This is a genomic window from Methylocystis sp. IM3, assembly GCF_038070105.1.
In the GTDB taxonomy this organism is placed as follows: Bacteria; Pseudomonadota; Alphaproteobacteria; order Rhizobiales; family Beijerinckiaceae; genus Methylocystis.
The window spans coordinates 547,707-561,986 of sequence record NZ_JBBPBZ010000002.1 but is presented as its reverse complement, the minus strand read 5'-3'; the positions used below and the strand labels follow the sequence as shown (position 1 = coordinate 561,986).

Here is a 14,280-nt window from a genome sequence, read left to right as displayed (position 1 = left end):
CCACTGGCGGATAGCCGAAAGACGACGGGCGCGGACGTTTTGGGCGCCAGGATCAAACCCTCGAGCCGGCGATCATGATGAAAACTGATCGCTATCCTTTGCGTTCCCGCCTAATTATCCACGGTTTTCCGGGAAGCGCCCCGACGCGATTTTCGCGCCTTGTTTACTCACCGTTTCCGGGCGCAGCCCTGGCGTCTGCGCTCAAAAAAGCGGCACGCAGCCCCTGAAGCGCGTGTTTACTATCTATTTACGAATCCGTTTCGGTGAGTTACAAAACTCGCTCATGTATCCGAACGTGCGATTCGAAGAAACAAAGTGTGGTCGTCGGACCCGCGCATACGTTTGATTCGCGTTTGGTTTCGGCGCTGCGGCCTCACGAGCCGGGCGCCTGGATAGCGGCGCCGCGCGTGCGCCTTCCTTCATGGCCGGTTGTGAGAGGGTCCAGCACGCACATGTCTCCAAGCGCGTTTTTCCAGCCGCGACGCGTCGGTCGCCTCGGCGAGGTCGGTGGCGCGCAAGCTGAGCCAAGATGACCCAAAACGCACCCGACTCGGGCCTTCTCTCTTTTTGCGCCATCGCAGGATACTACCGCGTGGCGGCCGACCCCGCGCAGATTCAGCGCGAATTGTCCCTACAGGGGCGCGCTGCGGAGTCGCGCGATCTTCTCCATGCGGCGAAGCTGCTCGGCCTGAAGGCGCGCATGACGGACGCTGCCGTCGTCGAGCGCCTCATCAAGATCCCGGTCCCCGCGATTGCGCGGCGGCGGGATGGGCGTTTCGTTGTCTTCGGAGGCAAGCAACCTTCAGGAAAATTCCGCTTCGTCGATCCGGTCACGCGGCAGCATCAGGAACTCTCCCCCGAGGAGACGCTCGCGACGGTCGAACCGAACATCATCCTGGTGTCGCGTCGTCTCGGCGGCGCGGGCGTCGATCCGCAGACGTTCAGCCTTCGGTGGTTTCTGCCGTCGATCTGGCGCTACCGGAAGCCGCTGGGGCATGTGCTGCTGGCGTCGCTGTTCCTGCAGATATTCGGCCTCGTCACGCCGCTGTTTTTCCAGGTCGTGATCGACAAGGTGCTGAGCCACAAGGGCTACGATACGCTGTTTGTGCTGATGGGCGGGCTGCTGGTCGTCAATGTGTTCGACGTCGTATTGCAGTATCTTCGCACCTATGCGCTGACCCACACGACCAATCGAATCGACGTGGAGCTCGGGCGGCGCCTCTTCTTCCACCTGTTCCATCTGCCGATGAACTATTTCGAGACGCGCTCGGCGGGCCAAACGGTGGCGCGCGTGCGCGAGCTCGAAACCATCAGGGGCTTTCTGACCGGACAGGGATTGTTTTCTGTCCTGGACATTCTTTTCACCATCATCTTCATCATTGTTTTGATCATGTATTCCTGGAAGCTGACGCTGATCGTGCTGCTGTCGATCCCGCTTTATGTGATCGTCGCCGCGGTCATTCGGCCGGTTTTGCAGGAGCAGATCAAGGAGAAGTTCAATCGCGGCGCAGAAAGCCAGCAAATGCTGGTGGAAGCGGTCGTCGGCGCGCAGACGATCAAATCCGCGGCGATCGAGCCCGCCATGCAGGTTCAGTGGGAAGAGAAGCTTGCAGCCTATGTCTCCTCTTCGTTCGACGCCGGGCTTCTCGGCGCCTCGGGCCAATCGGCAATTCAGCTCGTCAACAAGCTGACGACCGCTCTTCTGCTGCTCTTTGGCGCGAAAGCGGTCATCGACGGCGATCTCTCCATCGGCGAACTGGTCGCCTTCAACATGATCTCGGCGCAAGTGTCGCAGCCGATCCTGAGACTGTCCCAGCTCTGGCAGGATTTTCAGCAGGTCCAGATCTCTGTCGACCGCCTCGGCGATATTCTGAATACGCCCATGGAGCCGCTGAACCTGGCTCATGGCAATCTGCCGCCGGCAAAAGGCGCGATCGAATTTCGGGGCGTCACCTTCCGATACAATCCGGGCTCGGCCGAGGTGCTCAAAAACGTCTCGCTGACCATCAGGCCGAGCGAGGTCATCGGCGTGGTGGGGCGCTCCGGATCAGGAAAATCGACGCTCGCAAAACTCATACAGCGCTTCTACATCCCCGAGGCCGGACAGGTCCTTGTCGACGGCGTCGACGTCAACCAGGTCAACCCCTCGTGGCTGCGCTCGCAAATTGGCGTCGTCCTCCAGGAAAATCTGCTTTTCAATCGGTCCCTGCACGACAATATCGCGCTTTCCAATCCAGGGATGACGCGCGCTCAGGTCATCCAGGCGGCGCGCCTGTCGGGCGCCGACGAGTTCATCAGTCGTTTGTCGAACGGCTATGACACGATCATCGAGGAAAGAGGCGCCAATCTTTCCGGTGGGCAGAGGCAACGCATCGCCATCGCCCGCGCGCTCGCCATCAACCCGCCGATTCTGATCCTCGACGAAGCAACCAGCGCGCTCGATTACGAGAGTGAGAAGCTGATCCAGGAAAACATGTTCAATATCGCACAAGGCCGAACCGTCATCATCATCGCCCATCGCCTTCAGGCGGTGCGCCGATGCGATCGCATCGTCGGCATGGAGGGCGGCCGCATCGTCGAGGTCGGCTCGCACGACGAGCTGCTGAAAAACGACAAGGGGCTTTACGCACATCTCTGGGCGCTGCAAACGCATATGACAGGAAACGGCTGATGCAGATTGGCCGCATGTCCCTGTCCGTCTCCGACAGAATCAAGAGCCTCGTCTTCGCGAAGCGTGCGCGTGACGATCAGGAATTTCTGCCGGCGGCAATTTCGATTCTCGAGACCCCGCCCTCGCCTGTTCAGGTCGTTTTGATCTGGGTGATTTGCGTTCTCGCGGTTTTTGCGTTGCTGTGGAGTTATTTCGGACAGATCGACATCATCGCCCTCGCGCAGGGGAAGCTCCAGCCGACGGGACGCGTCAAGACGATTCAGCCCTTCGAGCCCGGCAGGGTTGTCGATGTGAAAGTCGAGAATGGGCAGCGCGTCAAAGCAAATGACGTTCTCATCGAGCTCGACAAAACCGAGGCGGTTGCGGACGAAACGGCCTCGAAAAGCGCGCTCGAGTCTTTTCAGGCGGAGAAGCTTCGGCGCAGCGCAGTGCTGGACATCGTCAAAAAGGACATGCTGAAGGATACCGAGGCCAGCGCGCCCGCCATCAGCTGGCCGAGCCATATCACTGGCAAAATCAGAGAGCGTGAAGAGCGGGTCATGAAGGCCGATCTTCAGCAGCTTGAAAGCATCGTCAGGAATATCGACGCCCAGGTCGCTCAAAAGAAAGGGGAGATCGCCCGTCTCGAGGCGATGATCGTCTCGGAGGAGCAGCTCGTCGAAACATTGAAGCAGCGCGTGGATCTGCGTTCGGCGCTGCTCGCCAGAGGATCCACGCCGAAGGCCGCGGTCATCGACGCCATGGAGTCCCTGCAGTCGCAGCAAACGACGCTGGCGATGCAGAAAGGCCAGCTCGTGGAAGCCAACGAAGGGCTTCGCGTCCTCGCCAGCGAAAGGCAGAAGACGATCGACGCTTTTCTGGCGGAGAATGAAGCGAAGGCCAATGAAGCCGAGCGGCAAATCGACGATCTCGAACAAAAACTGAGCAAGGCGCGGGTCAGGACCGCGCGCATGGTTCTGACGAGTCCGATCGCTGGCACGGTTTTGGGTCTGACCGTGACGACGCGCAACCAGGTCGTGCAGTCTGGCGAAGAGTTGATGCGCATCGTGCCGGATGATGGGGGGCTCGAGGTCGAGAGTTACGCCCAAAACAAGGACATCGGTTTCATCAAGAACGGTCAGCCGGCGATCGTGAAGATCGAGGCCTTTCCCTTCACGAAATTCGGGACGGTGGATGCGCAGGTCACGAGAGTCGGTCGCGACGCCATACCGGATCCGGAAGCGCAAATGGCCGAAGGCAATCCCGCGAGGTCACAGAAATCAGGAATGTTCGTCGGCGCGCAGAGGATTCAGAATCTCGTGTTTCCGGTGACCTTGAAGCTCGGCAAGACATCCATTGGCATCGACGGCGTCGATGTGCCGCTAACGCCTGGCATGGCGGTGACGGTCGAAATCAAGACCGGCAAGCGACGCATCATCGAATATCTCTTGTCGCCATTGGTCGAAACGACCTCGAGAGCGATGAAAGAGCGCTAGATGCTGGCCGAGACGCAAAGCCAACCAGATGGAGCGGGCAGGACGGGGCAGGCTTTTCGCCGACGGTTGCGCCTCGTCTGCTGCATGGTTGCGCTTGCGCCGCTTGTTTGCCAACCCTCTCGGTCGGAGGCCGAAACAATTCGCGGCGCATTGGCCAAGGTATATGTGAATAATCCTGAATTGGATGAGCAACGGGCTGTCGTGCGCGTTCGCGACGAGGAAGTCCCGAAGGCGGCCGCAGGGCTGAAACCCAAGGCAAGTCTCTCGTTCAACGGCGGACCGCAGCGGACCTATATCAAGGCGCCCGCCGGCATCAATCAGTTCAGCGCTAGAGTCTTTCAGACGGACGAATACTCCGGCCTGCCGCGAACGGGCACATTCAATCTGCAACAACCTGTCTTCGACGGCTGGAAGACGAAAAACGCAATGTCTCAGGCTGAATCCATGGTCGAGGCCTCCCGACAGGCGCTTCGACAAACAGAGCAGCAGACGCTCGAAAAGGGCGCGACCGCCTATATGAATGTGCTGCGCGACACCGCCGTGCTGGGACTGAGAAAGAAGAATATCGAGGTTTTGCAGGAACAGTTGCGCGTGACCAAGGACCGTCAGCTGTTCGGTGAGGTGACACGGACGGATGTGGCGCAGGCGAACGCCGCGCTTGCGCAAGCTCAGGCAGATTACGCCGCCGCAGAAGGCGCCCTCCAGAACAGCGCCGCGATCTATCAGCAGATCGTCGGCGAAGAGCCAAAAAGGCTCGACCCCCCGCCATCGCTTGCGCATCTTCTTCCCCAGAGCCGTGAGGATGCGATTGCGCGCGCCTTTGCCGAGCATCCGTCCATCATCGAGTCCGGGCACCAGGTTGCAGCGGCAGAGGCGGCGGTTGGCGTTGCCGAAAGTCAGCTTATGCCGACTGCCAGCGTCGGCGCCCAGGTCATTCAGCAATATGACTCCTATTTCGGCTATCCGCACACGCGCCAGTTCGGCGCGCAACTCATGGCGCAGCTGAACGTGCCGCTCTATCAGGGCGGTTCCGAATATTCATTCATCCGGCAGGCCAAGGAGCAACTCGGTCAGGCGCGCATCCACGCAACCGTGCAGCGCAATGCCGTGCGTGCGGCCGTTGTTCAGGCGTTCAGTCAATTCTCGACAGCCCGGGCGTCGGTTACTTTCAACCAGAATGCAGTCAAGGCGGCGGAGATTGCTTTGCGCGGCGTTCGCGACGAGGCCGCTTTCGGGCAGCGCACGACGCTCGACGTCCTCAACGCCCAACAGACATTATTGAACACTCGCGTCAATCTCATCACATCGCAGCGCGACGTGGTCGTTGGCAGTTACGCCGTGCTGTCGGCGATGGGGAGCCTCTCCATCGACATGCTGGATCTGGAAGTGACGCCTTACGAGCCGAACAAACATTTCAGCCAGGTCAAAGACAAATGGATCGGCGTATCGGGTCCCGAAGACGCGACGGAAAGACGCTATCCTTAGTCCAATCGGCGCATGCACGCCGCGATGTGCGCTCCCGCACGGTGGGGCGCCCACGCCTCCTCTAGGTTGCTTTCATCGACAAAGCAGTTTCTTGGAGGGAGCCATGAAGACCGCAAGCAAGATCATCACCTGTTCGGTCATCGTTCTGGGCCTTGCGAGCATGATCGCGGCGACGCCGGCTTCGGCGGGCGGGTACTATCGTCGCTCGGGCCCGGATGCGGGCGCGGTCGCCGGCGCTGCGATTGCGGGCATGGCTGTCGGCGCGATGGTTGGAGCCATGGCCAGCCAGCCGCACTATGATCGTGGTGACTATGACCGTCCCGGCTATGGCTACGACCAGCCCCGCTACGGTTATGACGGCTGTGGCTATTAATAAGAGGAGCAGGGATCGGCTGCGCCGTCGCTCCCTCCAAACCCAAGCAAGGCGCAGTGTGGGAAGGCCGTCAGAAAATCTGGCGGCCTCCTGTCTTGTTAAATTTCGTCAGCGCACCGGAACGCGCCCCGTAAAGGGGCGGTAAGGCGTAGGCCGCCCCGGCCGCCCGACCCCAAGGCCAACTCTCCCCGGGCCACCGACGCCTCCGAACCCCCTGACGCCCGGACGGCCAACCCCCACGCCCGGCCCTGCGACCCATGCATTGGCTGTCGAGTTGGCCATGGCGAGCAAGGCCGCCGCGCCGATCATCATTAAAACTCTGCGCATGTTTGATTCTCCGTCCTCTTTGCGGCGCAAAACTTACACTTGAGCGGCCGCAGTTGAGAAGTGATTTGCTCTTCCGCAAGTGAGATTGCATGACCTGCGATTAGTTTAGGCCACAGCATTTCGGCCAGCGCGAACATGGCGCCGTCCCCTTTTGGAATCACGAAGTCCAGCCCGTTGAGCGGAATGCCCGTTGATGAGAAGTGTGGGCTCCGCGGGTCGCGGAGTGGCAGCGGGCGCTGATCGATGCATGTGATCTCTACTTGGAACGCCAAAGGCGCAATCGCCAATAGCAAGGCCATCGGGCGCAAGGCTTCTCGGCGGCCTCGGTCGCTCTAGGCCTCTAATCCAAATTGGCCGGCTGAATGCCCCTCTGCCGACCTGTTTAGACTGCCGCAATCCCAAGTATAGCGCCGTCGATATCGGCATGACGAAGACTGGCCTTGTTACTTGGCGCCGTCATGCTTGCGGCAAGGAGCGCGAGGTCTCCAATTGGCAAGGCACATTATGGGGCGTGAGCAAGGCCGCGCCAACGAGATAGCGATTCGCTTTTAAGCCGTTGCAGGGCGGAGCAACTTAAACGAGACTTTTACTCAGAGTTTGCAGGGAGTTGAGAACAAGCGCCCCTCCCGACAGAACCAAAGCGAGTGAGGTTCGCCCGGAATGAGACGAAAGAGACCGATTTCGGCTCGGCCCACCAGTCTCAGAGGTTCGGTGCGAAACCGCAAACCCTTCGGGAATATGAAAGGTTTCCGCCGCAGATCAGGCGGTCCCTGGAGTTCGCTTCTGCTTGGCTGGCGGAGGGGGCGGGATTCGAACCCGCGATACGGTTTCCCGTATACACACTTTCCAGGCGTGCGCCTTCAACCACTCGGCCACCCCTCCAATGGCGCGCACTATATTCATGGCGGCCGAGAACGCAAATGCAGATTGCAGATCCTCCCAAAAAGCGGCGCCGCGGTGTGAAATCTTCATGTCTGCGAGAAACTCACGCAGCCGCTCGGCTGGGGGAGCTTGATCAGGGGGGCGCCCCATGCTATTGGCCGCTCACCACACTGGTTTGGCCGTTCAAAGGCCGGATCCCGGGCCGCGGAGAGGTGGCTGAGTGGTTGAAAGCACCGCACTCGAAATGCGGCATACGGGCAACTGTATCGGGGGTTCGAATCCCTCCCTCTCCGCCACTTCCGAAATCGATGGAGAAGGCCCTTTTAGGGAGCGCCGACCAAGGGGGGCTCCTCCCTTATGGGGTCGAGGCGGCTCGTGATCAGGCGCGTCGTTTGTCTGAATCGCGGCGAGGCTATGGTCTCGACCGACTCGCCGCCTCTTGAGCAATCAGGACGGAGCGGCAGGCCCGAAGCCGGCCAAATCCGCGGCGAGCAATAGCCCCTACAACAAGCAGAAATTGACCTAGACCAAGGCCTTTGTAATCCTGGCAAGATTCTCGGGCGGCGGCGATTCGTTGCTCATTCCAAGGGGGTATTTTTTCACCATGAAAGACGCAGCCAGACGCCTCCCGGCAACGACTCAAGCCACAAAAGCTGCGGCGTTTTTGGTGGCTTTTATGCTGTCAGCGACTGGCGGGGCTGTCGCACAAGAGGAACCCAAGGATTTGCCCACCGGGCGCGTGAACATTGAACAGGTGCAGATTGCCTTCATGGGCTCCGGCGCTCTTGGAGGCGGAACGCTTCAGTTCCGCGGCAAGACCTACAAGTTCAAGATGGGCGGCTTGGGAGTCGGCGGCATTGGCGCGTCGCGCCTCAGCGCCTCTGGAGATGTCTATGGCCTGACCAATCTCGCGGACTTCGAGGGTCCCTATGGCGAAATCCGAACTGGCTGGGCCATCGGCGACATGGGCAAAGGCCGATTCTGGTTGCGCAACCCCAAGGGCGTCTATCTCAAGCTTCAAGGAACGCGAGAAGGGCTTCAGTTGAGTGGCGGCGCGGAAGCGGTCGTAATCAAACTCGAGTGACCGAAGAGGAACGCGGCGTGCTGGGATCGAGCCCCTGGTTCGGGCCGTTCAATTCGAGCTACGCCGCTAAACCTTCCGCTCCAGGCCGACCTCCTGCTCGTGGTTCAACGCCAGTTAGGGGCTATTCGGATCGCTCACGAGACCTCCCCAAAGACCGGCCGCAGAAGATCCACCGCCGATCCAGTCACACTGGGCATGTAACATTCGCGGAAAAAGGCCCCGCCGCTGTTTCCAAATGACGCCGCATCGCCCGACGGACGTTCGGCCGCGCGTCGTCGGGAGAAGCGGATCATGACGCACGGGCGGCGGCGGGGGATAGGGGCGCGACGCCGCCTTCAGCGGGCGGCGTTGCGGCCGGCGATTTCTTGCGGAGGCCGCCAGACAATCCCCGAAGCGGGCGCGTTCGCCGCCTGTCTGTTCGCGGGCTGATCGCGTGAGCTCGAGCGCGCCAGCGCAACAGCGTCCGCGGCGATCCGCCAGTCGTCCGTCGTCCAGTTTTTCGAGTTCGCCGCTGTCGAACCTTTTGGCTCCTCGCCAGACGTGGCCGCCTCGCCCGAGCTCTGGCCGGGAGAGGCGGAGCCAAAGGCGTTTGGCGGCGTCCGCCGCAGCATGGAGAGGAAGCTTTCGTTGGAGGATGTTTCGGGCTCGGGTGTGGCCACTCTGACGGCTTCGTCAGGGAGCCTTGCGATCCGACGATGGTCGCCCGCCATATTGGCCATATAACCCAGGCCAAGCAGCGCCAGCGCGATCGCCGAAACGCCCACCATGTGGCGGTTGAATTCGGGTAGCTTCACCATGGCTCGCTCCTGCGTTATTCCAAGGTGACGCCTCAACGCCTGCGAAGAGCGTTGGTTTCAATTCTGATCTGAGAAGAATCCGCTTGACGCCCGCAATCGCCGCGGGCGCAGGTTTCCTGCAAAGGGATTGGGCCGAGGCGCGCGCCTGCGTCGTCACGGCGCGGACCTTGCGGCCGGAAGGCTTTGCATCCTTTGCCTGACAGCCGCACAGATCGCGGCGAGTTCGCTCTCGCCGAAGGTTTCCTGATCGAGCAGGCGCTCCGCGGAATCAACATGCACCGCCGAACAGGCCGCCAATATTTCGGTGGCGCGGCGAAAGGCCTGTTCGACGAGATCGTTGATGGCCGAGTCTATGCGCGCATTGGTCTCGTCGCTCATTTCGGATTTCTGCGGTCCCAGACCCTGCAGATCGAGGTAACGTGGACGCTCCATGACAAAGGAAGCCTGGCCGATGTCGCGCTCCATGCCGTATCGCGTGACCATGGCGCGCGCGATCTCGGTCGCGCGCTGCAGATCGTCGGCGGCGCCCGTGGTCGCTTCCTTGAATATCAGCATTTCCGCCGCCCGCCCTCCCAGAAGGACTGACATGCGGTGCATCAGCTCCGTTCGCGTCATGAGATAGCGGTCCTCAGTCGGCATCTGCATCGTATAGCCGAGCGCGCCGAGCCCGCGCGGCACGATTGAAACCTTCTTGATCGGATCCACGTCCGGCAGGGCCATGGCGACGATGGCGTGGCCGATCTCATGGTAAGCGACGATGCGTTTTTCGCGCGGATTGAGAATCCGCCGGCGTTTCTCTGGCCCCGCCAGGACCCGCTCGATCGCCGAAGCAAAATCTTCGAACGACACGGCGTCGGCCTTTCGGCGCGTCGCGAGCATCGCCGCCTCATTGACGAGATTGGCGATGTCCGCCCCCGTGAAGCCCGGCGTCATCGCTGCGATCTTCGCCGGATCGACGTCGGGCGCCAATTTGATTCTGGTCAGATGCACCCCGAGGATCGCGAGACGACCATTCTTGTCGGGCCGGTCCACCGGGATCTGGCGATCGAAGCGCCCGGCGCGCAGCAGCGCCGGATCGAGCACTTCGGGCCGGTTCGTGGCAGCCAGCAGAACGACGCCAACCGTGGGGTCGAAGCCGTCGAGTTCGCTGAGGAGCTGATTGAGCGTCTGCTCCTTTTCGTCATGTCCGCCGCTCAGCCCGGAAATCCCCCTGGCGCGGCCGAGCGCGTCGAGTTCGTCGATGAAGATGATGCAGGGGGCCGCCGCACGGGCCTGGTTGAAGAGATCGCGTACGCGCGCCGCGCCCACGCCCACGAACATCTCCACGAATTCCGAGCCATTGATGGAGAAAAAGGGAACGCCCGCCTCCCCGGCGACGGCGCGGGCCAGCAGGGTCTTTCCGGTCCCCGGGGGACCGACGAGCAGGATGCCCTTGGGCACATGGGCGCCGAGTCGCCCATAAGTGACGGGATCTTTCAGGAAGGCGACGATTTCCTGAAGCTCTTCCTTGGCTTCGTCGACGCCGGCCACGTCCTTGAAACCGACCTTGATGTCGGTCTCGACGAAAATCTTGGCCTTGCTCTGCCCGACCGACATGACCGAGCCAAGCCCCTGCCCCACGCGCCGCGCGAGATAGCTCCAGATGAAAAAGAAGAAGGCCGCCGGCACGATCCAGGACAGAAGCGTCGAGATCCAGCCCTGCTCCGCCGCCCCCGAATATTTGACCTTGGCCGCTTCGAGCTCCTGGGCGAAATTCGGATCGACCCGGACGGCGACGATCTGCTTCCGGCCGTCCGGCAGCGGCTTTTTCAGCGTCGCGCGAACCGCCTTGTCGCCCACCTGGACCTCGGCGAGCTTGCCCTCGCGAAGATCGTCGTAAAATTCGCTGTAGGGAACGACGTTGGTCTCGCTATAGGTCTCCCAGACCTGTTGAAAGACGAGGATGGCGATCGCCGCCAGAAGGAAATAGCCGAAATCGAAGCGCCATCCCCTCTTTTCGTTCGCCACAGCCATCGCCGGCGCCTCTTGCGGAAAGGCTGCGGTCGCGGGCGCCGCCCTTTCGTTCCAAATCCCAGCTCCAAATGTTTTATCGGTAAAGGCGAGCCGCGTCCAAGGCGATGCGTCGAAACACCGCGCGGCAAGCGAAACGCGGGCAAGAAACGACGGCGCCGCCCATTGGGCGGCGCCGCTTCATTCAATAGGGCCGAAGCCTTCAGGCTTTCGCCGCCTCGCCCAGCGCCAGGAGAACCGCGCGCATCGCGTCGCCGTTCTTCAGCTCCTCATAGACGTAGCCGCATTCGGTCATGGCCTTGCGGGTCGCCTCGCGCATCTTGGGCAGATTGCGCCGCGCCATGGTCGGGAACATGTGGTGCTCGATCTGGCTGTTCAGGCCGCCGGTCAGCCAGTCCAGGAAAGCGGAGGTCGGCGTGTTGCGCGTCGAGCGGGCCTGCCGGTCGTAGAAGCCTTTCGCCTCGGTCGCGTCATAGATTTCCATCCCCGTGTGATTGAGGACGAAGACGAAAGCGAGGATGAAGCCGCCCAGAAGCTGCGCGCCGACGAACCAGAGCCAGCCCGTCCAGGCGGGGCCCGGCGTCAGAAAGCCTGCGAGCGTCAGCCCGACAATCCAGTGCAGGGCGCAAAGCGCGGCCTCGAGGTTTTTCTCCCGGCGCGCGGCGGTCTCGATGCTCTGCCAGCTCCAGTTGAAGCGGGCGAGAGAGAGTAGCGGGAAGAACAGGGGGACCTGAAAGCGCGGCATCACATAGGCGAGAAGCCTGGCGAAGGTCGAGTTGCGCGCCTTGTCGTTGTAATCCACGAGCGCCTTGTCCCAGACGATCCAGGGCACGGAATCGATGTCGCCGTCGATGGGGACGAGCACGCCGTCCTCGCCCATGCGGCAGCCGTTGGGAAAGGAGTGGTGCAATTCGTGTTTTTCGACCCACCAGGAGGCGCCGAAGCCCTGGAACAGGGCTACGAGACCGAGCATGGCGCGAGGTTTCGCCTCGTCGCGCGGCCCCCACTGGTTGTGGGCGAGGTCATGGCCGAGATACGCCGTTCGCGGATAGTGGACCGCGAGGAGGAGGGCGCCGGCGAGAGCGAGCGCGCCGCCCTGCGACAGCAGGAAGAAGGCGAGCGCCGGAACAGCCGCGAGTTCGACGCAACGAAGCGCCTGCTCCCACGCCGGGACGTTGAAATATCCCTTTTCCTTCGCCTGCGTTTTCAGTATTGCCATGCGCTGGGCCAGCGCCCTGGCGTCCGGCCCGCAAACGTCATGCCCGCAAACGTCATGGCCTCCGGCCGTGGTTTCGATTGTGTCGGTCAATTGTTTCCCCGCAGCGCCTGATTGGCTTGTTTTGTTTTTTTGCCGCGCCATTCCCTTCGACTATAGCTCTGCGCTTGTCAAATGTTTTGGGGTCAACCGGCGGGACCGGTTGCCTTTTTGAGAGAAAAAGCCGACTGGCGAGACGTTTTGCCGCGTCAAAAGTCCGGCAGAAGCAAGTGGCGCCAAGTTTGTGCGCCGGGCGACTGGCCAATGCGCGGCTAATTATTCCTGAACTTATCTCGCAATGCAGCAAATCAACTTGGGATTAATCGAACCCGCGCGCTGCGCTCTGGCCGAGCGACCTCCGACGCGGTCTCATCCGACCGTCATAAAATGGTTGCCAAGGACGCGCACTCCCTCCTCGGCGCAGGGAGGACGCGACGAGGCCTCGGAAGAGCGAACGGCCTATCTCCAAGACTCCAAAGCCCCTGGCGTCGACAATACTGTTGATTGCCTACCCCCGTCAGGGAATTTGACAAAGCGCCCGATGGAAACAATGACTGTCCGCCGCATCATCAGGCGTCCTCAGGAGAACTTTACCAGATGAACATCACGATGATTGGTTCTGGCTATGTCGGTCTCGTCTCGGGCGCCTGTTTTGCGGACTTTGGCCACACTGTGATTTGCGTCGATTCGGACGAGGGCAAGATCGAGCGGCTGAAGCGTGGCGAGATACCGATCTATGAGCCGGGCCTCGACGAACTCGTCGCCAATAACGTCAAGCAGGGACGGCTTGCGTTCACGACCGATCTCGCGCCGGCCGTGAAGGGAGCGGACGCCGTCTTCATCGCGGTCGGCACGCCCTCGCGTCGCGGCGATGGCCACGCCGACCTCTCCTATGTCTACGCCGCCGCCAAGACCATCGCCTCGGCGCTCGACGGCTTCACCGTCGTTGTCAACAAATCCACCGTGCCCGTCGGCACGGGCGACGAGGTGGAGCGCATCATTCGCGAGGTCAATCCGGCCGCCGACTTCACCGTCGTCTCCAACCCCGAATTCCTGCGGGAAGGCGCCGCAATCGAGGACTTCAAGCGCCCCGACCGCGTGGTCATCGGCGTCGAGGATCCGCGCGCGCGCGAGGTGATGGAGGAAATCTACCGCCCGCTGTCGCTCAATGCGCCGCCGCTCGTCTTCGTCGGCCGCCGCACCTCGGAATTGACCAAATACGCCGCCAACGCCTTTCTCGCGACCAAGATCACCTTCATCAACGAGATCGCCGACCTTTGCGAGAAAGTCGGCGCTGACGTGCAGGATGTCGCCCGCGGCATCGGCCTCGACAAGCGCATCGGCGCGAAATTCCTGCACGCCGGGCCCGGCTATGGCGGCTCCTGCTTCCCGAAGGACACGCTGGCCCTGATCAAGACGGGTCAGGACGAAGGGTCGAGCCTGCGCATCGTCGAGACGGTGGTCGCCGTCAATGACGCGCGCAAGCGCGCCATGGCGCGCAAGATCATTCAGGCGCTCGGCGGCTCGGTGCGCGGCAAGAGGATCGCGCTGCTCGGCCTCGCCTTCAAGCCCAACACCGACGACATGCGCGACGCGCCGTCCCTCGCCATCGTCGCCTCGCTCGCGGGCGATGGCGCGCAGGTGCACGCCTATGACCCCGAGAGCATGGCGCAGGCGCGCCCGCTGATGCCGGAAGTAACCTTCCACGACGACGCCTATTCGGCCATCGAAGGCGCCGACGCGCTGGCGATTGTGACCGAATGGGACGCCTTCCGCGCCCTCGACCTCGCGCGCGTGAAACGCCTGCTCAAGCAGCCGGTCCTCGTCGATCTGCGCAATGTTTACCGGCCTGCAGAAGCGCGCAAGCACGGCTTCGCCTATGTGAGCGTCGGACGCCGCTGATTGCAGCAGGCGCGCGGGC

At 61.8% G+C, this 14,280-nt stretch carries 9 protein-coding genes and 2 tRNA genes; 7 read left to right on the top strand and 4 right to left on the bottom strand.

The genetic code is table 11. From position 1 onward, the window contains the following. Nucleotides 1-529: 529 nt before the first annotated feature. The 4 genes from WOC76_RS04520 (at nucleotide 530) to WOC76_RS04505 (ending at nucleotide 6,004) form a co-directional block, all read left to right on the top strand. Nucleotides 530-2,671, top strand: a complete 2,142-nt coding sequence (locus WOC76_RS04520) for a type I secretion system permease/ATPase (RefSeq protein ID WP_341387511.1) — start codon at nucleotides 530-532, stop codon at nucleotides 2,669-2,671. Next, on the top strand, nucleotides 2,671-4,146 hold the full coding sequence (locus WOC76_RS04515; RefSeq protein ID WP_341108649.1) for an HlyD family type I secretion periplasmic adaptor subunit: 1,476 nt from the start codon (nucleotides 2,671-2,673) through the stop codon (nucleotides 4,144-4,146). The genes WOC76_RS04520 and WOC76_RS04515 overlap by 1 nt, the downstream gene beginning before the upstream one ends. Continuing rightward, the gene (locus WOC76_RS04510; RefSeq protein WP_341431291.1) at nucleotides 4,147-5,631 is read left to right on the top strand and encodes a TolC family outer membrane protein; all 1,485 of its coding nucleotides are present in this window, start codon (nucleotides 4,147-4,149) and stop codon (nucleotides 5,629-5,631) included. It abuts the gene before it with no gap. 103 nt (nucleotides 5,632-5,734) lie between these two features. Further along, a complete protein-coding gene (locus WOC76_RS04505) occupies nucleotides 5,735-6,004 on the top strand; it encodes a hypothetical protein (protein ID WP_341108651.1) in 270 nt (89 codons plus the stop codon). A gap of 1,119 nt (nucleotides 6,005-7,123) precedes the next feature. On the opposite strand, the gene WOC76_RS04500 is transcribed toward WOC76_RS04505, so the two are convergent. Further along, a tRNA-Ser gene (locus WOC76_RS04500) sits at nucleotides 7,124-7,213 on the bottom strand. Between the two features lie 206 nt (nucleotides 7,214-7,419). Here WOC76_RS04500 and WOC76_RS04495 point away from each other — a divergent pair. After that, a tRNA-Ser gene (locus tag WOC76_RS04495) sits at nucleotides 7,420-7,509 on the top strand. A gap of 443 nt (nucleotides 7,510-7,952) precedes the next feature. Further along, on the top strand, nucleotides 7,953-8,297 hold the full coding sequence (locus tag WOC76_RS04490; protein ID WP_341387510.1) for a hypothetical protein: 345 nt from the start codon (nucleotides 7,953-7,955) through the stop codon (nucleotides 8,295-8,297). Between the two features lie 335 nt (nucleotides 8,298-8,632). Here WOC76_RS04490 and WOC76_RS04485 read toward each other — a convergent pair whose 3' ends face one another. The 3 genes from WOC76_RS04485 to WOC76_RS04475 all read right to left on the bottom strand — a co-directional run bounded on the left by WOC76_RS04485 (nucleotide 8,633) and on the right by WOC76_RS04475 (nucleotide 12,413). Beyond that, nucleotides 8,633-9,094, bottom strand: a complete 462-nt coding sequence (locus WOC76_RS04485; RefSeq protein ID WP_341108653.1) for a hypothetical protein — start codon at nucleotides 9,092-9,094, stop codon at nucleotides 8,633-8,635. Nucleotides 9,095-9,247: 153 nt separating this feature from the next. Beyond that, entirely contained in the window at nucleotides 9,248-11,107 is a 1,860-nt protein-coding gene (gene ftsH, locus WOC76_RS04480; protein ID WP_341108654.1) for an ATP-dependent zinc metalloprotease FtsH, read from the bottom strand. 199 nt (nucleotides 11,108-11,306) lie between these two features. Continuing rightward, nucleotides 11,307-12,413, bottom strand: coding sequence for a fatty acid desaturase (locus WOC76_RS04475; protein WP_341108655.1), 1,107 nt, complete (start codon nucleotides 12,411-12,413; stop codon nucleotides 11,307-11,309). A 543-nt stretch (nucleotides 12,414-12,956) separates the two neighbouring features. Here WOC76_RS04475 and WOC76_RS04470 point away from each other — a divergent pair. Further along, the gene (locus WOC76_RS04470) at nucleotides 12,957-14,261 is read left to right on the top strand and encodes a UDP-glucose dehydrogenase family protein (RefSeq protein WP_341108656.1); all 1,305 of its coding nucleotides are present in this window, start codon (nucleotides 12,957-12,959) and stop codon (nucleotides 14,259-14,261) included. Nucleotides 14,262-14,280 lie beyond the last annotated feature (19 nt).

Bases quoted from the DNA above. Each gene is read 5' to 3' on its own strand.
- WOC76_RS04520 (WP_341387511.1), top strand. From the start codon at position 530: ATGACCCAAAACGCACCCGACTCGGGCCTTCTCTCTTTTTGCGCCATC.
- WOC76_RS04470 (WP_341108656.1), top strand. From the start codon at position 12,957: ATGAACATCACGATGATTGGTTCTGGCTATGTCGGTCTCGTCTCGGGC.
- WOC76_RS04485 (WP_341108653.1), bottom strand. From the start codon at position 9,094: ATGGTGAAGCTACCCGAATTCAACCGCCACATGGTGGGCGTTTCGGCG.
- WOC76_RS04505 (WP_341108651.1), top strand. From the start codon at position 5,735: ATGAAGACCGCAAGCAAGATCATCACCTGTTCGGTCATCGTTCTGGGC.
- WOC76_RS04510 (WP_341431291.1), top strand. From the start codon at position 4,147: ATGCTGGCCGAGACGCAAAGCCAACCAGATGGAGCGGGCAGGACGGGG.
- ftsH (WP_341108654.1), bottom strand. From the start codon at position 11,107: ATGGCTGTGGCGAACGAAAAGAGGGGATGGCGCTTCGATTTCGGCTAT.
- WOC76_RS04515 (WP_341108649.1), top strand. From the start codon at position 2,671: ATGCAGATTGGCCGCATGTCCCTGTCCGTCTCCGACAGAATCAAGAGC.